The organism is Amycolatopsis arida (assembly GCF_900115565.1).
Lineage (GTDB): Bacteria > Actinomycetota > Actinomycetes > Mycobacteriales > Pseudonocardiaceae > Yuhushiella > Yuhushiella arida.
This window is the reverse complement of record NZ_FOWW01000006.1, coordinates 168473-189007: the sequence shown is the minus strand read 5'-3', so window position 1 is coordinate 189007 and position 20535 is coordinate 168473. Positions and strand designations below refer to the sequence as shown.

14 protein-coding genes are annotated in these 20535 nt (G+C 72.4%); 9 read left to right on the top strand and 5 right to left on the bottom strand.

From position 1 onward, the window contains the following. The first annotated feature begins 26 nt into the window (after positions 1-26). Positions 27-1532: a GTPase HflX gene (gene hflX / locus BM051_RS18475; RefSeq protein ID WP_092531620.1), complete on the top strand. Its 1506-nt coding sequence runs from the start codon at positions 27-29 to the stop codon at positions 1530-1532. A gap of 48 nt (positions 1533-1580) precedes the next feature. After that, positions 1581-2666 (top strand): hypothetical protein, encoded by a 1086-nt coding sequence (locus BM051_RS18470; RefSeq protein WP_424923256.1) that lies wholly within the window; start codon positions 1581-1583, stop codon positions 2664-2666. A 541-nt stretch (positions 2667-3207) separates the two neighbouring features. On the opposite strand, the gene lexA is transcribed toward BM051_RS18470, so the two are convergent. Next, entirely contained in the window at positions 3208-3927 is a 720-nt protein-coding gene (lexA, locus tag BM051_RS18465; protein WP_243859300.1) for a transcriptional repressor LexA, read from the bottom strand. Positions 3928-4261: 334 nt separating this feature from the next. Here lexA and BM051_RS28560 point away from each other — a divergent pair, with 334 nt between their 5' ends. The 3 genes from BM051_RS28560 (at position 4262) to BM051_RS18450 (ending at position 9818) form a co-directional block, all read left to right on the top strand. Further along, the gene (locus BM051_RS28560) at positions 4262-4771 is read left to right on the top strand and encodes a LysM peptidoglycan-binding domain-containing protein (protein ID WP_177216964.1); all 510 of its coding nucleotides are present in this window, start codon (positions 4262-4264) and stop codon (positions 4769-4771) included. Between the two features lie 624 nt (positions 4772-5395). Then, positions 5396-5881 (top strand): transcriptional regulator NrdR, encoded by a 486-nt coding sequence (gene nrdR / locus BM051_RS18455; RefSeq protein ID WP_092531614.1) that lies wholly within the window; start codon positions 5396-5398, stop codon positions 5879-5881. A gap of 37 nt (positions 5882-5918) precedes the next feature. Beyond that, on the top strand, positions 5919-9818 hold the full coding sequence (locus BM051_RS18450) for a vitamin B12-dependent ribonucleotide reductase (RefSeq protein ID WP_092531611.1): 3900 nt from the start codon (positions 5919-5921) through the stop codon (positions 9816-9818). A 682-nt stretch (positions 9819-10500) separates the two neighbouring features. Here BM051_RS18450 and BM051_RS18445 read toward each other — a convergent pair. Both BM051_RS18445 and BM051_RS18440 read right to left on the bottom strand, forming a co-directional pair. After that, on the bottom strand, positions 10501-10830 hold the full coding sequence (locus tag BM051_RS18445) for a winged helix-turn-helix domain-containing protein (RefSeq protein ID WP_092531608.1): 330 nt from the start codon (positions 10828-10830) through the stop codon (positions 10501-10503). After that, on the bottom strand, positions 10827-11576 hold the full coding sequence (locus tag BM051_RS18440) for a hypothetical protein (RefSeq protein ID WP_134045974.1): 750 nt from the start codon (positions 11574-11576) through the stop codon (positions 10827-10829). The genes BM051_RS18445 and BM051_RS18440 overlap by 4 nt, the downstream gene beginning before the upstream one ends. A gap of 140 nt (positions 11577-11716) precedes the next feature. Between BM051_RS18440 and BM051_RS18435 the strand changes: the two genes are divergently transcribed. Then, entirely contained in the window at positions 11717-13249 is a 1533-nt protein-coding gene (locus BM051_RS18435) for an amidohydrolase family protein (protein ID WP_092531602.1), read from the top strand. A gap of 17 nt (positions 13250-13266) precedes the next feature. Here the strand turns inward: BM051_RS18435 and BM051_RS18430 are convergent, their stop codons facing one another. Next, on the bottom strand, positions 13267-15288 hold the full coding sequence (locus BM051_RS18430) for a prolyl oligopeptidase family serine peptidase (protein WP_092531599.1): 2022 nt from the start codon (positions 15286-15288) through the stop codon (positions 13267-13269). 119 nt (positions 15289-15407) lie between these two features. Here BM051_RS18430 and BM051_RS18425 point away from each other — a divergent pair, with 119 nt between their 5' ends. Beyond that, the gene (locus BM051_RS18425; protein ID WP_092531596.1) at positions 15408-16430 is read left to right on the top strand and encodes a neutral zinc metallopeptidase; all 1023 of its coding nucleotides are present in this window, start codon (positions 15408-15410) and stop codon (positions 16428-16430) included. Between the two features lie 78 nt (positions 16431-16508). Beyond that, positions 16509-16937 (top strand): CBS domain-containing protein, encoded by a 429-nt coding sequence (locus BM051_RS18420; RefSeq protein WP_092531594.1) that lies wholly within the window; start codon positions 16509-16511, stop codon positions 16935-16937. A gap of 105 nt (positions 16938-17042) precedes the next feature. Here the strand turns inward: BM051_RS18420 and BM051_RS18415 are convergent, their stop codons facing one another. Then, positions 17043-18587 carry a DUF4139 domain-containing protein gene (locus BM051_RS18415; RefSeq protein ID WP_092531591.1) on the bottom strand — a complete coding sequence of 515 codons (1545 nt, stop codon included), beginning with the start codon at positions 18585-18587 and terminating at the stop codon, positions 17043-17045. A gap of 124 nt (positions 18588-18711) precedes the next feature. Between BM051_RS18415 and BM051_RS18410 the strand changes: the two genes are divergently transcribed. Beyond that, positions 18712-20535: a Xaa-Pro dipeptidyl-peptidase gene (locus BM051_RS18410; RefSeq protein WP_092531588.1), complete on the top strand. Its 1824-nt coding sequence runs from the start codon at positions 18712-18714 to the stop codon at positions 20533-20535.

The following is a 20535-nucleotide window of genomic DNA, read 5'->3' as shown; positions in this document are numbered from 1 at the left end:
ACCAACCGTGGGACGATAGGGAGACGATGACAGAACTGACACACAGGTCTTTCGACGACCAGGCTTTCGCCGACACCGATGTCGACGACGCCGCTCTCGATGCCGCGTTGCGGGAGGACGAGCTGCTGCTCGACGAGCCGGAGCTCTCGCCAGGCGAGCTGGAGCTGTCCGAGCGGGCGTCGCTGCGGCGGGTCGCCGGGCTGTCCACCGAGCTGGACGACGTCACCGAGGTCGAGTACCGGAAGCTCCGGCTGGAGCGCGTGGTGCTCGTCGGGGTGTGGACCGAGGGCACGGCCGAGCAGTCGGAGGCGTCGCTGGCCGAGCTGGCCCGGCTGGCCGAGACCGCGGGCTCGCAGGTCCTCGAGGGCATGGTGCAGCGGCGCGGTCGCCCCGACCCGGCGACCTACATCGGTGCCGGCAAGGTGCGCGAGCTGGCCGACGTGGTCAGGGCGACCGGCGCGGACACGGTGATCTGCGACGGTGAGCTCTCGCCGGGTCAGCTCCGCCAGCTCGAGGCGAAGCTCAAGGTGAAGGTGATCGACCGGACCGCGTTGATCCTGGACATCTTCGCCCAGCACGCGCGGTCGCGGGAGGGCAAGGCGCAGGTCGAGCTGGCCCAGCTGCAGTACCTCGTCCCGCGACTGCGGGGCTGGGGTGAGTCGTTGTCCCGGCAGGGCGGTGGCCGCGGTGGCAACGCCGGCGTGGGTCTGCGCGGCCCCGGTGAGACGAAGCTGGAGACCGACCGGCGACGGATCGGCAAGCGGATGGCCAAGCTGCGCCGCGAGATCGCGGCGATGGACACCGTCCGGGCCACCAAGCGCGGGCGGCGGACGGCCAACGAGGTGCCCAGCGTGGCGATCGTCGGCTACACCAACGCCGGCAAGTCGAGCCTGCTGAACGCGGTCACCGGCGCGGGCGTGCTGGTGGAGGACGCCCTGTTCGCGACGTTGGATCCGACCACGCGGCGGGCCGAGACCCCGGACGGGCGCGCCTACACCCTCACCGACACCGTCGGGTTCGTGCGGCATCTGCCGCACCAGCTGGTGGAGGCGTTCCGGTCGACGCTGGACGAGGCCGCCGACTCCGACCTGCTCCTGCACGTCGTGGACGGGTCGGACCCGGCGCCCGAGGACCAGGTGAGCGCGGTGCGCGAGGTGCTGGCGGAGATCGGCGCGCGCCGGTCCACGCCGCTGCCGCCGGAGCTGGTCGTGGTGAACAAGGCCGACGCCGCCGACGAGGTGACCCTGGCCCGGCTGCGGCACCTGCTGCCCGACGCGGTGGTGGTGTCCGCGCGGACCGGGCACGGCATGGCCGAGCTGTTGGAGGCCGTCGCCGAGCGGCTGCCCCGGCCGGAGGTCGCGGTGGAGGTCGTGGTGCCCTACACGCGGGGTGAGCTGGTGGCGAGGACCCATGCCGACGGTGAGGTGCTCGCCGAGGAGCACACCTCGGAGGGCACCCGGCTGGTGGCCCGGGTGCGGCCGGACCTGGCCGCCGCGTTGCGGGACTACGCGGTGGAAAGCTCCCGCGCGTAGCGCGTCGCGCGGGACCGGTGTCCCGCCGACTTTCAGTACGGTGGACGGGTGATCACGACCCGTCGGTGCCGTCCCGGCCGTGTCCCGGCGGGGGCGGCCGTGCTGTCAGTGCTGCTCGCGGTGCTCCTGGTCGGCTCGCCCGCGCTCGCGGCTCCGGCGGAGGTGCCCGCGCCGGAGCCGGTGTGCGCGATCGACGATCAGCGGATCGGTGAGCTGTCCGGGATGGCCGCCGACGGGGGGCACCGGTACGCCGTCAACGACGGCGGCCGCCGGATCCAGGTGTTCGTGCTGGACCGGAGCTGCCGGGTGCAGCGCGTGCTGACCAACTCCACGGATCCGTACGACGTGGAGGATCTCGCCCTGGCCACGGACGGCACGCTGTGGCTGGCCGACACCGGGGACAACCGCAAGCAGCGGGACACGGTCGCGTTGCACGCCGTCAGGTCCGACGGCCGCGCGACGCTGTACCGGTTGACGTATCCGGACGGGCAGCACGACGCGGAGGCGCTGCTGTTGGACCGGGCCGGGACGCCGTACCTGGTCACCAAGAACGTGCTCGGCCGGTCGGAGGTGTACCGGCCCGCCGAGCGATTGACCAGCCCGGGGCCGACGCCGCTGGAGAAGGTGGGCTCGTTGAGCCTCTCGGCCACGGACACGCCGGGCGGGCCGGTCGGGCCAACCGGTTCGGTGCTGGTCACCGGTGGGGCGGTGAGCGCGGACGGCACGGTGGTGGCGCTGCGTACCTACACGGATGCCTACCTGTACCCGGCGCCGGACGGTGACGTGGTGGCCGCGCTGGGGCGGCAGCCGGTGCGGGTACCGCTGCCCGACGAGCCGCAGGGCGAGGCCATCGCGTTCGAGCCGGACGGGACGTTGCTGTCGGCCAGCGAGGGGGTCGGGCAGCCGGTGCGGGCGGTGCCCGGCGCCGCCGGGCTGGTGGGCGAGGCCGGCACGGACGGCCCGAACGCGGGCCGGCCCGGCGGCGAGCCACCGGCCGACAGCCGGGCCGCCGACCCCGCCGGTGAGGAGTCGATGCCGGTGCTGCCCGCGGTGGCGGTGGTCGTGGCGCTGGCCGCCGCCGCGCTGGGCCTGAACAAGCTGCGGCGCCAACGGCACCGCCGGCCGGGTCGCTAGGGAAGCGCGCCGAGCCGGTTCGCACCGCCGGCACCCAGGCAGGGACAGGGCGAGGTCAACCCCAGCCACCAGGATGCGCCCCGCTCGCCGAGCCGAGTCGATCCGACGAGCAAGCTCACCGCGGGAACAACCTCTCCGCTTCCCCCGGTCTCCCTACCGGGACCACTTCCCTGCCGAGGCCACGTCCCCGCCGACTGCCACCTTCGCTGCCAAGCCGGCCGACCGACCACCGATCAAGCCACACGAACCCGTCAGGTCCAGAGGAAAGCCACCAACCCACTCAGGCGAGCACCTCTTCGAACCCAACCGCCTACGGACCACCCGACGCGTATCACCCCACGCCGGAACGCTCCACACGAACCACCCGACGCGGATCAGCCCCGCAGGTACCACCGAAGCGCGGGCCACGCGGCATCCGGCGTGAACCATCCGAGCACAGCACCTGGGCCGCTGACCACCCCGAAACCGGAGCACCCACGCCCCCGACGCCCCGACGCGAACCACCGAGGCGCCGAGCACCCCGCCCGCGCGAGTCGTGGTGTCAGAGTCGCCGCAGCACCGCCACGACCTTGCCGAGGATGGTGGCCTCGTCACCCGGGATGGGTTCGTACGCCTCGTTCTGCGGCATGAGCCAGACGTGCCCGTCCTTGCGCTTGAGGGTCTTCACCGTCGCCTCGCCGTCGATCATCGCTGCCACGATGTCGCCGGTCTCGGCGTCCGGTTGCTGCCGGACCACCACCCAGTCGCCGTCGGTGATGGCGGCGTCGATCATCGAGTCGCCGGTGACGCTGAGCAGGAACACGTCGCCCTCGCCGACGATGTCCTTCGGCAGGGGGAACACGTCCTCGATGGCCTGCTCGGCGAGCACCGGGCCACCGGCGGCGATCCGGCCGACCAGCGGCACGTAGGCCGGCTGCGGCATCTGCTCGTCCATGGTGTCCGGTGCCGCGCCGGCGGGGGCGCCGGTGACGGTGGCCGGGTGGGCCTGGGTGGCGAGCACGCCCACCGCCCTCGGCCGTTTCGCGTCGCGGCGCAGGTAGCCTTTCCGCTGCAGGGCGCGCAGCTGGTGGGTCACCGACGACGTGGAGGTCAGCCCGACGGCCTCACCGATCTCGCGCACGCTCGGTGGGTAGCCGAACCGGTCCACCCAGGCCCGGATCACCTCCAGGACCTGCTGCTGACGCGCGGTCAGACCGTCGTCGGGGTCGTCCACCTCGCGCAGGGCGTGCACCTTGCCCGCCCCGCGCTTGCTCTCGCTCACCACTGCGCTCCTCCCCGTCCTCCGGGCACTTGTCCTCCGGCCTCACTGTCACCGAGGTCCGGTGCCGGCCGGTCCGGCGCCGTGGCGTCGGACCGGTTCCGGACCGGCACCGAACCGGCACGGGGTCGATGCGTGGCGTCGTTCCGCCGGCGCCGTCGACCACCGGTCTACCCCTCGACGTTAGCCCTCCACTCGGGGGATCTCAAACAATTGTTCGAACGACACGCCGCTGTCACTCGATTTTGTCGGTCCCGGGTGGTACACATCGCACTGACGTTCGATAGAACGGCTGTTCGACCGGCTGGCCGGGAGGGCGAGACACGAGGAGGGTCGGATGTCGGTGCTCATGGACCGCGGGGCGCGCGGAACCGGGACGTCCGGGATCAGGACGACCGGGGCCAGGATGCCCAGGATGGCGAGGTCGGGGCTGGCGGTGCCGCCGCGGGTCGCGCCGGCGCGGCCGCGGCGGGGTGAGCCGCGCCGGCCACCCACCAGGGTCAGAGCGGTGGCCGGCCGCGGGCGGGTCACCACCGCCACCTGCCCAGCTCCCCGCCGGACGGTGCGATGGCCGTTGCTGGCGGCGCTCGCGGTCGCCGTGGCGTTCACCGTCACCGGCCTCGGACTGCTGGGTGACGGGGTGTCGACCGGGGTGCCGGAGCGGACCGCGCTGGTGTCGGTCGCGCCGGGAGAGACGTTGTGGGATCTCGCCGAGCGGATGGCGCCAGGCAGCGACACCGGCGCCGTCGTGCGGCGGATCCAGGAGCTGAACGAGCTCTCCGGTGCCGCCGTCCCGGCCGGGCTTCCGCTCGCCGTGCCGTACGAGCCGGGCGTCGCGCTGCCCTGACCCGGGCGCCGCGGGCCGAGGCGCGGGTGTCCTGGCCGGTGGCGGGAGCGCGCTTCCCGTGCCGGGGGTCGGCGACTCCTCGGTCCGACCTCGGAAGGCCGGTGGCCGGAGCGTCGGGTCGCCGAGCTCGCGGTCCCGATCCCATCCCGAGCGGTCCCTGAGCCCGCCCGCTGCGCGCTGGCAGTATGGTCGGCGCGCCGGTTCCCGGCCCGGTGATGCCGCGGCGCCGGTTTCCGGTACGCCGGTTCCGCCTCCCCGTGGCGGCGAAGCCGCTCCGCCCGGGCCGGCGCCGGCTGGTTGGCGCTCCGGTGATCTGCCGGCGCGAGGCCGATCCCCTTGCCGGGGGAGTGACGCGTCGCGAGCACGGGCACACCGCCCGCGACACTCCCAGGTGGACGCCGCCCCCGGCACGACGACCCTCACTCGGTCCGGTCGCGTCGCTTGCGTGGCCCGACGCCGCGACTTAAGGTCAACCCCTACATGTAGTAGTACACGCCTGTAGTTGGTCCACAGGTTGGGGTAGGATCCGAAGTAGGCTGTCGCAGCGGGCCGGCTTCGCGTGGTGGCTCGGATGGTCGGCCTCAGTGAGTCGAGCCCGTGTCGTGGGGAGGAAGGTGATCGGCCGTGCGTTGTCCCTTCTGCCGGCACGCGGACTCCCGCGTCGTCGACTCTCGTGAGGTCGACGAGGGGCAGGCCATCCGGCGGCGCCGCTCGTGCTCGAAGTGCGGTCGCCGGTTCACCACCTCGGAGCAGATGGTGCTCGCCGTGGTGAAACGGTCGGGGGTCACCGAGCAGTTCAGCCGGGACAAGGTGGTTCGGGGAGTGCGCCGCGCCTGCCAGGGTCGGCCGGTCGACGACGACGCGCTGCAGCAGCTCGCGCAGCGGGTCGAGGAGTCGATCCGGGCGACCGGCGTCGCGGAGATTCCGAGCCACGAGGTGGGGCTGGCCATCCTGGGTCCGCTCCGCGAGCTCGACGAGGTCGCCTACCTGCGCTTCGCGAGTGTCTACCGCTCCTTCTCGTCCATCGAGGACTTCGAGAAGGAGATCGCGGATCTTCGGCAGGCGATGGCGGAGTCGGCTGCGCAGGACGACGGTGAGCAGGACAGCTGACGCCGCCGCGGCGCTCGGGAACAGTGGAGAGGGAGTCATGACGGAGACCGTGGGAGTCGACGCGGAGGCCACCGGCAAGTCGGGCAAGCGGCGGCGGCGCGGCCTGAGCGTGCAGCGCGTGTTCACCACCAAGGGCGTGCACCCCTACGACGAGGTCACCTGGGAGAAGCGTGACGTCGTCATGACCAACTGGCGCGACGGCTCGGTGAACTTCGAGCAGCGTGGTGTCGAGTTCCCGGACTTCTGGTCGGCCAACGCCACCAACATCGTCACCAGCAAGTACTTTCGCGGGGCGCTGGGCAGCCCGCGGCGCGAGCACAGCCTCAAGCAGCTGATCGACCGGGTGGTCAAGACCTACGTCGCGGCCGGCGTGAAGCACGGCTACTTCGACACGAAGACCGACGCGGAGATCTTCGAGCACGAGCTCACCTGGATGCTGCTGCACCAGGTGTTCAGCTTCAACTCCCCGGTCTGGTTCAACGTCGGCACCAGCTCGAAACAGCAGGTGAGCGCGTGCCAGCCGTACGACGCTCTGGTCAGCACGCCGGGTGGGTTGGTGCCGATCGGCAAACTCGTCGAGGACGGTGCGGTCGGCACGAAGGTGTACGACGCGTACGGCCTCACCCGAGTCGTCGCCGTGAAGGCGAACGGCGTCAAGAACGTGCTTCGCCTCCACACGAAGGCCGGGTACGTCCTCGACGTGACGGCCGACCACCTCGTGTGGAAGTGCACGAGTGACCGGACAGGGCGGTTCGTCGAGGCGGGCGGTCTCCGACCCGGAGACCAGCTCCAGTGGCACCGCCGGGATGGTTTCGGCGAGGGGGAGATCAGCCCCGACGAGATCGCCGAAGCGGCGCTCGCGGGTTGGTTGCAGTCGGACGGCTTCGTCGGCCAGTACGAGGGAACGAACAAGTCGTTGACGATCGAGGCGATGACCGTCAACGACGACGAGTTCGGCTGGGTGATGTCCGCGATCGATCGGGTGTTTCCTGAGGCGCACCGTCATGTGCGGACGGTCGAGACGCAGCGCGACGACCTGGACTGCCGCCGGATCCGCCTCTACGGCAACCACCTCGCGTCCTTCGTCGAGAAGTGGGGACTACGCGCACGGGGCGTCGACATGAAGGTGCCCGAGCGGCTCTTCACCGCGCCGCTGCCCGTGGTTGCCGCCTATGTGCGGAGCATGTTCCAGGCCGAAGGTTACGTATCGGCGCGTGAGCGGTCGACGCTCGTCGCCATGGACATGATCTCCGAGCGACTCGTGCGCGGCGTGCAGTCGCTGCTGTTGAGGTTCGGCATCTTCTCGCGGGTGAGCTTCAAGCCCGATCCGCGTGCGGATCGGCACGGCTGCTGGAGCCTCCGAATCCAGAACGCCGGGGACCGGAGGACGTTCGCCGACGAGATCGGCTTTGTCGGCCAGGACAAGGCAGCCAAGCTGGCTCGAGGGTTCGACCAGCCGGGCCGCGCGGCCGGCCCGGTGAAGCGGTTGGAGATCGCCCGCGTCGAGGAGCTCGGTCCAATGGAGGTCTACGACATCCAGACCGAAAGCGGCGAGTACCTCTCCGGCAACCTGCGTGTCCACAACTGCTTCATCCTGTCGGTTGATGACACGATGGAGTCGATCCTGAACTGGTACCGGGAGGAGGGGTTGATCTTCAAGGGCGGCTCCGGCGCCGGGCTCAACCTCTCCCGGATCCGCTCGTCCCGCGAGCTGCTCTCCTCGGGCGGCACGGCGTCCGGCCCGGTCTCGTTCATGCGCGGCGCCGACGCCTCCGCCGGCACCATCAAGTCCGGTGGCGCGACCCGGCGCGCGGCGAAGATGGTGGTGCTCGACGTCGACCACCCGGACATCGAGGAGTTCATCCAGGCCAAGGCGCGCGAGGAGGAGAAGATCCGCGTCCTGCGGGAGGCCGGTTTCGACATGGACCTCGGCGGCGGCGACATCAGCTCGGTGCAGTACCAGAACGCGAACAACTCGGTGCGGGTGTCCGACGAGTTCATGCGCGCGGTGGAGACCGACGGGAAGTTCGGTCTGCGGGCCCGGATGACCGGCGAGGTGATCGAGGAGGTCGACGCCAAGGCGCTGTTCCGCTCGATGGCCAAGGCCGCGTGGGAGTGCGCCGACCCGGGCCTGCAGTACGACGACACCATCAACGACTGGCACACCTGCCCGGAGTCGGGCCGGATCACCGCGTCGAACCCGTGCTCGGAGTACATGCACCTGGACAACTCCAGCTGCAACCTGGCGTCGCTGAACCTGCTGAAGTTCCTGGGCGAGGACGGGTCGTTCGACGCCGAGCGGTTCGCCAAGGCAGTCGAGCTGGTGATCACCGCGATGGACATCTCCATCTGCTTCGCCGACTTCCCCACCGAGGCGATCGCCGACACCACCCGCAAGTTCCGCCAACTCGGCATCGGCTACGCCAACCTCGGCGCGCTGCTGATGGCCACCGGGCGGGCCTACGACTCCGCCGGCGGCAGGGCGCTCGCCGCGGCGATCACGTCGCTGATGACGGCCGTGTCCTACCGGCGCTCGGCGGAGCTGGCCGAGGTGGTGGGTCCGTACGAGGGTTACGCCCGCAACGCCGAGGCGCACCAGCGGGTGATGCGCAAGCACGCCGCGGCCAACGACGAGATCCGCACCCTGCACACCGACGACGCCAGGACGCGAACGTTGGCGACCCGGGAGTGGCAGCGGGGCATCGAGTTCGGCACGGCGCACGGCTGGCGCAACGCGCAGGCCAGCGTGCTGGCGCCGACCGGGACGATCGGCTTCATGATGGACTGCGACACCACCGGCATCGAGCCGGACTTCTCGCTGGTGAAGTTCAAGAAGCTGGTGGGTGGCGGCTCGATGCAGATCGTCAACCAGACGGTGCCGAGGGCGCTGCAGGTGCTGGGGTACCAGCCGGAGCAGGTCGAGGCGATCGTCGAGTACGTGGCCCAGCATGGCCACGTGGTGGACGCGCCCGGGTTGCGGCCGGAGCACTACGAGGTGTTCGACTGCGCGGTGGGTGAGCGGTCGATCGCCCCGATCGGCCACGTGCGGATGATGGCCGCGGTGCAGCCGTTCCTGTCCGGCGCCATCTCCAAGACGGTGAACATGCCGGAGTCGGCGACGGTCGAGGACGTCGAGGAGATCTACTTCCAGGGCTGGAAGCTGGGCCTCAAGGCGCTGGCCATCTACCGGGACAACTGCAAGGTCGGCCAGCCACTGTCCACGGCCAAGAAGGAGCAGGACAAGGCCGTCGAGGAGGTCGAGCAGCGGCCGGTGCGCCGGCGGCTGCCGAAGAAGCGGCCGAGCCAGACGGTGTCGTTCACCGTCGGTGGCGCCGAGGGGTACCTGACCGCCGGCTCGTACCCCGACGACGGGCTCGGCGAGATCTTCGTCAAGCTCGGCAAGCAGGGCTCGACGCTGGCCGGTGTGATGGACGCGTTCTCGATGTCCATCTCGGTGGGGCTGCAGTACGGGATCCCACTGGAGTTCTACGTCCAGAAGTTCTCGAACCTGCGCTTCGAACCGGCCGGGATGACCGACGACCCCGACATCCGGATGGCCACCAGCGTGCTGGACTACCTGTTCCGCCGGTTGGCGCTGGACTACCTGCCGTTCGAGAAGCGGGCCCAGCTCGGGATCTTCACCGCCGACGAGCGGTCCGCGCAGGTGCGGGCCGACCACGGTGAGCCGCCGGCCGAGCAGGTGGACCTGGAGGCGCTGCGCAGCACCGTCGACGCGAGCGGGTCGCGGGCCGCCGAGCGGGAGAACGCGGAGCCGTCCGAGTCCGAACGATCGGCGCACAGCACCGCCGAGCTGGTCGAGCTGCAGCTCGGCAAGGCGGCCGACGCGCCGCTGTGCATGACCTGCGGCACGAAGATGCGCCCCGCGGGCTCCTGCTACGTCTGCGAGGGCTGCGGCGCCACCTCCGGCTGCAGCTGACGGTCAGCGCTGGGTGACCCTGAACAGCCGCTCAGGTGGGGCACCGCCAGTCCTGGCGGTGCCCCACCTGCTAGCTCACGGCGCGAATCTCGGGTGCCTCGGTGGCAGGGCCCCGGGCAGGCTACGGAGATGACCAAGGTCCTGGCTTACCGGCGGGTGATCCTGGGGACGGCGGCACCCCGGCTCGCGGTGGACTGGACAGACCCTCCTGCCCGCTACCTGACCGTCGACGGCGTGCCACGAGTACGCGATCGATCCCGCCAACGTCGCCTGTCACCGGCTCGGTCACCATCAGGTCGACGAGCACGCAGTTGTTCCAGTTCGCCGTTCCCATCACCGATTCCGCGCTCGCCGACCCGGTCACGACCGCCCGCTACGGAGAAGCCTCCGGCCACCCGACCGCTGCCGCCCTGGGGCTGCTCGACATCGAAGGCCCGTGGTTTCGCCGCGTGCGCCACTGGGGGGCTGTTCCACTTCCTCCTCGACGGCCACCACAAGATCGCCGCGGTGAGGGGAGGGAGTGTCCGCCTCCTGACCTTTGTGTCGGTTGGTGAGTCCTGCGCCACCGAGGAGGAGATTCTCCGCCTCCCGGAGCTTCTCCGGAGCTGAGCAACAGCGCGTCCTGGGAAGCGCCCCGCCAGTTCCGCTCCGGTTGTTCAGGCCGGAGTACTGGCGGGGCGGCTCAGTCGTCGGTGCGGTCGCGCAGGCGGTGGACCAGCTGCTCCATGGCGTCGAGTTGGGCGCGGAGCGCGGCGCGGCCCGCGCGGGTGAGCCTGAGGTAGGTGCGGGGCCGCCGCTCGGCGAACGTCTTGCGCAGCTCCACCAGCCCGGCCTCCTCGAGCACCCGCAGGTGCCGGCTGAGGTTGCCGTCGGTCAGCTCCAACTGGTCGCGCAGCGCGGCGAACGTGCACTCCGTGGCCTCGGCCAGTACCGCCAGTATCGCCAGCCGCACCCGTTGGTGGGTCGTCTCGTCCAGCGCCAGCGCGGGATGCGGCGCCTCGTGCTCACTCATGCCGTGCCCCCGCGGGTCCGCCAGAGCTGCCGGCCGGCGACCAGCACCAGCGGGAGCACCATCAGCAGCAGGACCGGCCCCGGCCGGTGCAACCCGAGCAGGGTGAGTTGGCCGCCGTCGGCCGACCCGCCGTCGCCGCCGTTGAGCAGCCACGTCGCCCCACCGGACAACCCGCCCATTCCCGCCGTGCTGTGCCACGCCGTGATCAGGCCGAGCCACACCCCGCCGGCCATCAGCCCCGGGCTGCGCTCCACCGCGCCCAAGGCCACGGCCGCCACCGCCACCACGATCAGCGGCGTGAGCAGGCCCGCCCAGCCGGGGGGATGGTCGCCGTCGGGCGTGCGGGGCACGGCCGCCACGACCGCCAGCGACGCCAGCGCGCCCAGGGTGATCGCCACGTACCAGTGCCAGGCGACCCGCATCCCGACCCGGCCGCCGCGCCACCGGTACCACGCCCCCGTGGCGGCCACCACCAGCGGTATGCCGAGGAACCAGTACAGGTACGGCCCCACCTCGCTCCGGGTGACGTTGGGCAAACCGGCCCAGAAGGGGTGCGTGATCCACCCGTCCTGATCCGGCTCACCGAACGGCGCCTCGTACCACGCGGTGCTGCCCAGCACCAACGCGGCGAGCAGCAGGGCCGTCAGCCACGCCCCGCCGTGTGCCAGCCGGCGGGCCCGCTCCCGGACCCGTCGAACCTCCGCCAGGGTCCCCTCCGGGTCCATGCCCTGTGCGCTCTCCGTCATACCGCCCCCGTAACTCGTGTCCACCAACAACTTTGCTAGAAAAAGTACACGCTGAGGAGAAGCCCGTCGAGGCGGGCTTGACCCTTCCGTTACCCGAGGGTGCAGAGTGGGGGTAGCCGACCGAAGGGGGTCACCTGACGATGGCCGTGGACTCGCCCACCGACCGCCGCGCGTTCCTCACCTGGCTGGCCCGCTGCGGGGCCGGACTCACCGTCGCCGGCGGCACGCTGACCACCGGGCTCGACGCCGCGGCCGAGCCCGGCGGAGCGGAGATCACCATCCTCACCGGCGCCACGGTGATCGACGGCACCGGCCGGCCCGGGCGGCCGGCGACCGTGGTCCTGGTCGGCGACCGGATCGTCGCCGTGGGCCACACCCCGGCACGCGGCTTCCCGCCCGGCGCGCGGGTGCTGCGGTTGCCCGGCAAGTACCTGATCCCCGGCCTGTGGGACATGCACGTGCACTCCGTCCCGCTGGACCGGGTGTACCCGCCGCTGTACGTCGTCAACGGGGTGACCGGTGTGCGCGAGATGTACGGCTACTTCCACCCCGCGCTGCACGACCTGCGCGAGCGCATCGACCGCGGCGAGGTGCTGGGCCCGCGGATGGTCATCGCCAGCACGATCATCGACGGACCGCACTCGATCCACGCACCGACCGGCGCCGCCCAGGTCGCCACCCCCGACGAGGCCCGAGCGGCCGTCCGCGCCGCCGCCGCGCGGGGCGCCGACTTCGTGAAGGCCTACTCGTTCCTCGGTGCGGAGACGTTCGCGGCGGTCGCGGCCGAGGCCCGGCGGCAGCGGCTCCCCGTCGTCGGGCACGTGCCGGAGCGGGTCTCCGCGGGCGAGGCCAGCGACCAGGGCCTGCGCAGCATCGAACACCTCTTCGGGATGTTCCTCGCCACCTCCGCCGACGAGGACCGGATCCGCGTCGAGATCACCAGGGAACCGGTGGACCCCGAGCGGCCGATCGAGTGGTTCCTCCGGGCCAGGAGGCTGGAAGGGACGGCGGTGGCCGGCTACGACCCGGCCAAGGCGGACGCACTGTTCGCCCGGCTGCGCCGCAACGGGACGTGGCAGTCACCGACCCTCACCGTGCTGCGGTCCCTGTCGCTGCCGGTCGCGGCGTTCGACCCGGACGACGAGCGGCTGGCCTACTTACCGCCCACCATCGTGGACTACTGGTGGCGGCAGCTCGAGAGCACCGCGCCCGGCACGCCCGAGCAGATCGCCGAGCGACGTGCCTTCTTCGCCGCCCAGCGGCGGCTGGTCGGCACGCTGGACCGGGCGGGCGTCGGCCTGCTCGCCGGCACCGACGCCAACAACCCGTTCTGCTTCCCCGGTTTCGGCCTGCACGACGAGCTGGATCTCCTGGTCGAGGCCGGGCTGTCCCCGGCGCGGGCGTTGCGCGCGGCCACCCTCGACGCGGCCCGGTTCCTCGGCCTCGCGCACACCACCGGCACCATCACCCCGGGTGCGAGCGCGGATCTGGTGGTGCTCGACGCCGACCCGCTCGCCGACATCCGCAACACCCGGCGGGTGCACGCCGTGGTACTGCGCGGCCGCTACCTCTCACCGGAGGAGCGGCGGCGGGTGCTGGCCGACATCAGGGAGGCGGCACGCGAGCCCCTCGGGCCACCGCCGGCGGTCGCCGGCTGCGGCTGCTGGGGCTGATCACCCCGCTGAGGGCGTCAACCGAGCTGGGACCACAGGAACTCGAACACCAGCGCCCACTTGACGGCGAGCTGCGCGTTGTCCGCCGCCGCCCCATGGCCGCCCTCGATGTTCTCGTGGTAGCGCACCCGGTCCGGCCCGTACCCCAGCTCGCGCATCCGGGCGACCATCTTCCGCGCGTGCGCCGGGTGCACCCGGTCGTCCCTGGTGGAGGTCACGAACAGCACCGGAGGGTAGTCCCGCCCGGCCCGCACCTGGTGGTAGGGCGAGAACTCCCGCAGGTGAGCCCAGTCCGCCTCGTCGTCGGGGTCGCCGTACTCGGCCATCCACGACGCGCCGGCCAGCAACCGATGGTAGCGGCGCATGTCCAGCAGCGGCACCTGGCTGACGATCGCGCCGAACAGCTCGGGGTGGCGGGTCAGCATGACGCCCATCAGCAGACCGCCGTTGCTGCCGCCCTGGATGCCCAGTCGCTCCGGGGTGGTGATCCCGCGCTCGACGAGGTCCCTCGCGATCGCGGCGAAGTCCTCGTACACCCGGTGCCGGTCGGCCCGGACCGCCTCGCTGTGCCACCGGGGGCCGTACTCACCGCCGCCGCGGAGGTTGGCGACCACGTAGGTGCCGCCGCGGGCCAGCCAGCCGCGGCCGATCACACCGCTGTACGACGGGGTGAGCGACACCTCGAACCCGCCGTAGCCGGTGAGCAACGTCGGCCCCGGCCCGGACCCGGGACGGCCGACCACGAAGTACGGCACCTTCGTGCCGTCCGTCGAGGTCGCGACGTGCTGGTCGACGGTGAGGCCGTCGGCCGGGAAGAACGCCGGCGCCCGCTTGAGCACCTCCGTGTCCTGGCCGACCTCGCCGCGGACGAGGGTGGCCGGCTCGGTGAACCCGCTGGTGCTGAGCAGCAGCTCGTCGGTGTGCCGCGGGTCGGTGTCCACCAGCTCGATCGTGGCGGCCCGCTCGCCGACCCCGGAGAGTGGCTCGTCGCGCCAGCCGTCCCCGGTGGGGGTGAGTACCCGCAGCCGGGTCCGCACGTCGGACAGCGTGCCGACGACGAGGTGGTGCCGGGTCCACGCGTGGTAGTCCAGCGATGTGTGCTCGTCGGGCTCGAACAGCACGTCCCAGCGGTGCCGGCCGGCCAGGAACTCGTCGAGCCGGGCCGCCAGCAGCGCACCCGCCGGGTGCTCGGTGCCCCCGACCGCCCACGGCGACCGCGTCCGCACCAGCAGCCACTCGCGGTGCACCGACGTCCGCGCGTCGTCGGGGACGTCCAGCCGGACCAGCCCCTCGGCGGTCCGCAGGTAGCGCTCGGCCCGGTAGAAGTCGATGCTGCGGTGGACCATGTGCCGCTCGAACCCCTCGGTGGGGTCGTACAGCCCGTACACGGCCACGTCGTCCGCCTTGCCCTCGAACACCGTCTCGGCGTCGGCCAGCGGCGTGCCGCGCCGCCACTCCTTGACCAGCCGCGGGTAGCCGGAGGAGGTCAGCGACCCAGGCCCGACGTCCGTGCCGACGTAGATCCGGTCCTCGTCGATCCAGGTGACCGAGCTCTTCGCCTCGGGCAGCGTGAAGCCGTCGGGGACGAACTCCCGCCGATCGAGGTCGAACTCGCGGACCACGGTGGCGTCGGCGCCGCCCCGGGACAGCTCCACCAGTGCGCGCGAATAGCCCGGGTAGCGGACGGTGGCGCCCTGCCACACCCAGTTCTCGCCCTCCCGCTCGGCGAGGGCGTCGACGTCGAGCAGCACCTCCCAGTCCGGCCGCGGCGTCCGGTACTCGGCCAGCGTGGTGCGCCGCCACACCCCGCGCGGGCGCGCCGCGTCCCGCCAGAAGTTGTAGAGCAGCTCGCCCCGCCGCCGGACATAGGGGATGCGGTCGTCGGCGTCGAGCACCTCGCGGATCTCGTCCCGCAGCCGCCCGAACCGGGGCCGGTCGGCCAGCTCGGCGGTGGTCTCCGCGTTGCGTGCCCGTACCCAGTCGAGGGCCCGCTCGTCGGTGACGTCCTCCAGCCAGAGGTAGGGATCGGTGTCGGTCATTCCCCCAGTCTGGCCCATTCCCGACGGGTGCCGGCGCGGGAGGAGTTCTCGTTTCGTGATCCGGAGGGGAAGACCCCTGGATATGCTGGCCTTCGCCGCGAGCCGGGGGAGGATCGCAGGTGGGGGAGGAGACCGTGGACACAGCCGAGGAGGGCAGGCGCGAGGAACCGCCGGCGCAGCCCCCGCCGTCGCCCGGCACGGCGCCGAGTGACCCGCCGGATGACACCGTGCCGGCCGGTGCCGACTACGGGTCGCCACCGGGCATGGCCGCGCCACCCCGCAACTCGCCGTGGGCCCTGCTCGGCACCGCGCTGCTGGTGCTCGCCGTGGTCGCCACCGTGGTGCTGGTGGGCCGGGCCGGTGGGACGGTCGGCGGCACGCCGATCGCGCTGCCCGGGGTCGCCGCGAGCGCGAGCCCGTCGAGCAGCACCTCCGCGGTGGCCGCCCCTGTCCGCGCGCTCGGCACGAACCCGTTGCTCGCCGCGGACGTGGAGCTGCCGAAGGTGGCCTGCGACCTGCCCGAGCTCGGCCGCGCCGCGGATCAGCTGCGCGCGTTCTACACCGCCGGCGTGGCCTGCCTGGACGAGGTGTGGCGGCCGGCACTGGCCGCGGTGAACCAGCCGTTCGCCTCGCCGCGGCTGGACATCGCGGCCGACGCGAGCACCGAGTGCGGCGAGACACCCACCGCCGAGGAGGCCACCGCGTTCTACTGTGGTTGGGACGAGGTCATCTACATGCCCGAGGACCGGCTGCTCGACACGGTGGGCACCAACCCCGCCTCGCACCTGGCCGTACTCGCCCACGAGTACGCCCACCACGTGCAGACGTTGAGCGGGATCATGTACGCGGTGCAGGACGAGCTGGCCGACGCCGAGGAGGACGGCCCCGAGGTGAAGGCGCTGACCCGCAAGGTGGAGTTGCAGGCCAACTGCTTCGCCGGGCTGTTCCTGAGGAGCGCCGCCGGCCAGGGCTCGCTCACCATGCGGCAGGCTCGGGAGGCGGTCGACGACTTCGCGAACTCCGGGGACAGCGACACCCACGGCACGCTGGCCAACCAGGTCCGGTGGGCGGAGATCGGATTCCGGTCCTTCAGCACCGGGTCCTGCAACACCTTCACCGCGCCGGAGGACCAGGTCCGCTAGGCGATCAACGGCTTTCCCGGGCCCCGCCCCGACCGCTAGCCTGATGTGAGTCAGCTCACCGGGTCGGGAGGAGAACGCATGCGGATCGCCGACGTGTTGCGGAGCAAGGGGACGTTCGTGGCGACGGTGGATCCGGACGCCACCGTGGCCGAGCTGCTCGGCCGGCTGGCCGAGCACAACGTGGGCGCGCTGGTGGTCGCCGGCGGCGACGGCGTCGCGGGAATCGTGTCCGAGCGGGACGTGGTGCGGCGGCTGCACGAGCGGGGCGCGCAGCTGTTGGGGCGCCCGGTGTCGGAGATCATGACGAAGGTCGTCGCCACCTGCGGTCCCGAGGACTCGGTGGACGACCTGAGCGCGGTGATGACGCAGCGGCGGATCCGGCACGTCCCGGTGCTCGTCGACGGGAAGCTGGCCGGCATCGTCAGCATCGGGGACGTGGTGAAGGCCAGGATGGACGAGCTCGAGCAGAGCCGGGAACAGCTCCAGGCCTACATCTCCCAGGGGTGAGAGTGTTCTGGACTTGTTTCCCGTGGCGGTGCGGGTAGCGGTGCGAGGTGCGTGCCGCGCAGGACGCGGCTGCCGCCGCTGGGAGACGAATGGATCGGATTCGCCCTACTCCCGCCAGCCGGCGAGCTCGACGCCCTTGCCCACGTCCACCCGGAACGACAGGATGATCTCGGCGTCGGCGCCGGGCGCGAGTTCCAGCCGCCAGGTCAGCTCGCCGAGGTCGGACCGCTCGTCCGGCTCCGGGTGGGCGTGCACGTCGCGCACGACGACGGCGTCGTCGCGCGACACCGGCACCTGGTCGAGCACAGTCACGGTGGCCGGTGTGGGTCGGTGGTTGGCGACGGTGATCCGGTAGCCGACCTCGCGTCGCCGGGCACCGGACAGCGGGCCCCTGCCGGCGGTGCGGCGGACCAGCTCGCGCTCCACCTGGATCCGGTCGTCGATCCCGAGCGCGAGCTCGACCTCCGCGCCGGGTGCCCAGGTGGGCAGGCTGGTGGTGCCCACGAACTCGGTGTCGTGGAACAGCGCGGCCCGGCCCGGCCGCAGGGTGTGCGGGGAGCCGTTGGTGACCACCGCGCGCAGGTAGGCGTGGTCGTCGCGGACCGGTGCGGCGACGTGGTCCAGCGTGGCGGTCAGCGCGAGCTCGGCGATCGTCGTGCGGTACGGGCGGCCGTCGGCCGGCACGGCCACCGGGCGGGTCGGCCGGTAGGTGGACACCGTGGCGCCGTGCTCGGCCTCGGCGGTCGCCACCGCCATCTCGGGCGCGCCGCCGCCGGCCGGCATGGCGAGCGTGGAGGAGCCGCCCCGGCCCTGCGGCGGGGGCGCGGGGCGGGCGCGGTCGAGGAACCACGGGGCCAGCTCGGGCACGGACACGCCGGCAGCGGGGCGCGCGGTGGACAGGGTCAGCGGGCACTCCGGCCAGTCCTCGCCGGTGCGCTGGTGGACGATGCCGTGCCAGATCAGCGCGAGCCGCTCGCCGCGCAGCCGGAGGTCGTAGCCGGACTCCCAACCGGCCTCGGTGACCACATAGGACACCTCGAGCTCGACTTCGGGGTCGTCGTGCCCGGCCCGCTCCGGGGCCAGCTCGACGGTCACCGCCGTGCGGTCCGGCCCGTGCTCGGCCTCCCGGTCGCGCACCGCCCGCGCGGCGGCGTCGAGCTCCTCGGTGAGGCGGGCGTGGCGCTCGGCGAGGTCGCGCTGCCGGGCGAGGGTCGCGCCGAGCTGCCCGGTGACGGCCTCCCCGATGTGCGCGACCCGATCCGGTTCGGCCGACCCACGGGCCAGCGCCGTGGCGAGCGCGCCGCCCGCGCGGCGGGCCAGCGCGTCGAGCAGCTCCGCGCGGGTGGTCTCCACGGTCCGCGCGTCGCCGATCTCCGCCAGTCGCCGTTTCACGGTGCGTTGCCGTTCGACCAGGGCCGCCAGCTCGGGGTCGGCCGGCTCGGCGCGCACCTGCCGGGCCAGCTCCACGCCGACGACCGTCGCCGGTCCGCGCCCGGCGACCCGGACGGAGTCGGGCACGATCCCGAGCGGCAGGTCGCCGAGCACCAGCCGGGGGTCGCCGGCCAGGCGGGCCCGCCCGCGCCGGGTGATCCGCGCGTGCCGGGGGTAGACGGTGACGGCGACGATCGGGGCGTCCAACACGGTGGGCATGCCGCCGACGGTAGTAGCCGGAGCCGCCGTTCGTCGGGCAACCAGCCGAACTCCTTGACACCACGGGGGTCTCCGGTCAGGGTACGTCGACGTCTACCCGCTCCGACCCAGACTGGGGGACCGCGTGAGAGCCACCGCTCGCCTCGCCGCCCTGTGCACCGCCGTCGTGGTGCTGCCACTGACCGCCGTCGCCGCGCACGCCGACCCGCCACAGGGACCGGTGTTCGTCGACGGCGAGGCCCAACCGGTGTTCGACCCCGCCGACGTGGTGCGCGAGCACGCCTGGGTCACCGCGCCGGTGGACAGCGACGCGGACGGTGCCGACGACCTGGTCCACGTCGAGGTGGTCCGGCCACGGGCGACCGAGCGGGGGCTGCGGGTGCCGGTGGTCTACCAGGCCAGCCCGTACTACGCCGGCGGCAACGACATCACCATGCACGACGTCGACCGCGAGCTGTACGTGCCGGGGCGGAAGAAGCCGAGGGACGACAACGGAACGCCGGCGTCGGTGGTGGGGCTGGCCGGGCCGCAGGACGCCGCGCAGATCACCTGGCGCTACGAGCAGTACCTCACCGCCCGCGGCTTCGCCGTGGTCTACGGCGAGTCGCTGGGCAGCGGCCAGTCCACCGGCTGCCCGACCAGTGGCGGGCGGAACGAGACGCTCGGGGCGAAGGCCGTGGTCGACTGGCTCAACGGGCGCGCGCCGGCCCGGGACGCCGGAGGCGCGCCGGTGACCGCCGGCTGGACCACCGGCAAGACCGCGATGATGGGCGTGTCGTACAACGGAACGCTGCCGAACGCGGTGGCCAGCACCGGGGTCGAGGGGCTGGAGACGATCGTGCCGATCGCCGCGATCTCCTCGTGGTACGACTACTACCGGGAGGACGGCGCGGTCGTGGCGCCGGGCGGCTACCAGGGCGAGGACACCGATGTGCTCGCCGAGTACGTCTACACCCGCGCCGACCGGCAGGTCTGCCGCCCGGTGATCGACCGGCTCACCGCCGAGCAGGACCGGCTCACCGGCGACTACAGCGGGTTCTGGCACGAGCGCAACTACCTCGCCGACGTCGGCAAGGTCCGCGCGTCGGTGCTCGCCGTGCACGGGCTCAACGACTGGAACGTCACGATGAGCCAGGTGGCGAAGTGGTACGAGGCGCTGCGCAAGCGGGGTGTCGAGCACAAGATCTGGCTGCACCAGTCCGGCCACGTCGATCCGCTCTCGCTGCGCCGCGACGCGTGGCTGTCCACAGTGAACCGTTGGTTCTCGCACTACCTCTACGGGCAGGACAACGGCGTCGAGCGCGAGCCGAAGGCCACCGTGCAGCGCGAGGACAAGTCGTGGACCGACGAGGCCGACTGGCCGGCGCCGGGCACCGCGGACGCGCGGTTGTACCCGCGGCCGGGGGGTTCGGCGCGGGGTGGCCTGGACGTCCGGCACCCGGTACCGGGTTGGCCCACGGTGGAGCGACTGACCGACGATGCCACCAAGACCATCGAGGAGCTGGTCGACCAACCGCGGTCGGCACACCGGTTGGCCTATGCCACCGGCCCGGCCACCCGGCCCGTGCGGTTGAGCGGCACGGCGAAGGTGAGCCTGGCGATCTCGTTCGACCGGCCGGCCGCCAACATCACCGGCGTGTTGGTCGACCGCGCGCCCGACGGCAGCTCCACGGTGATCACCCGGGGCTGGACCGACCCGCAGAACCGGATCAGCCCGGCGCACACCCTGCCGATCACACCGGGCAAGACCTACCGGGTGACGTTCGAGCTGCAGCCCGACGACTACGTGCTTCCCGCCGGGCACCGGTTGGAGTTCGTGCTCGCCTCCAGCGACCACGACTTCACGCTGCGGCCCAAGCCGGGCACCGGGTTGGCGATCGACCTCACCCGCACGTCGGTGACGCTGCCGGTGGTGGGCGGCACCCGGGCGCTGTGGGCGGCGTTCTGA

Bases quoted from the DNA above. Each gene is read 5' to 3' on its own strand.
- BM051_RS18450 (WP_092531611.1), top strand. From the start codon at position 5,919: ATGACGGAGACCGTGGGAGTCGACGCGGAGGCCACCGGCAAGTCGGGC.
- BM051_RS18435 (WP_092531602.1), top strand. From the start codon at position 11,717: ATGGCCGTGGACTCGCCCACCGACCGCCGCGCGTTCCTCACCTGGCTG.
- BM051_RS18420 (WP_092531594.1), top strand. From the start codon at position 16,509: ATGCGGATCGCCGACGTGTTGCGGAGCAAGGGGACGTTCGTGGCGACG.
- BM051_RS18440 (WP_134045974.1), bottom strand. From the start codon at position 11,576: ATGACGGAGAGCGCACAGGGCATGGACCCGGAGGGGACCCTGGCGGAG.
- BM051_RS18430 (WP_092531599.1), bottom strand. From the start codon at position 15,288: ATGACCGACACCGATCCCTACCTCTGGCTGGAGGACGTCACCGACGAG.
- hflX (WP_092531620.1), top strand. From the start codon at position 27: ATGACAGAACTGACACACAGGTCTTTCGACGACCAGGCTTTCGCCGAC.
- BM051_RS18445 (WP_092531608.1), bottom strand. From the start codon at position 10,830: ATGAGTGAGCACGAGGCGCCGCATCCCGCGCTGGCGCTGGACGAGACG.
- BM051_RS28560 (WP_177216964.1), top strand. From the start codon at position 4,262: ATGTCGGTGCTCATGGACCGCGGGGCGCGCGGAACCGGGACGTCCGGG.
- BM051_RS18415 (WP_092531591.1), bottom strand. From the start codon at position 18,587: ATGCCCACCGTGTTGGACGCCCCGATCGTCGCCGTCACCGTCTACCCC.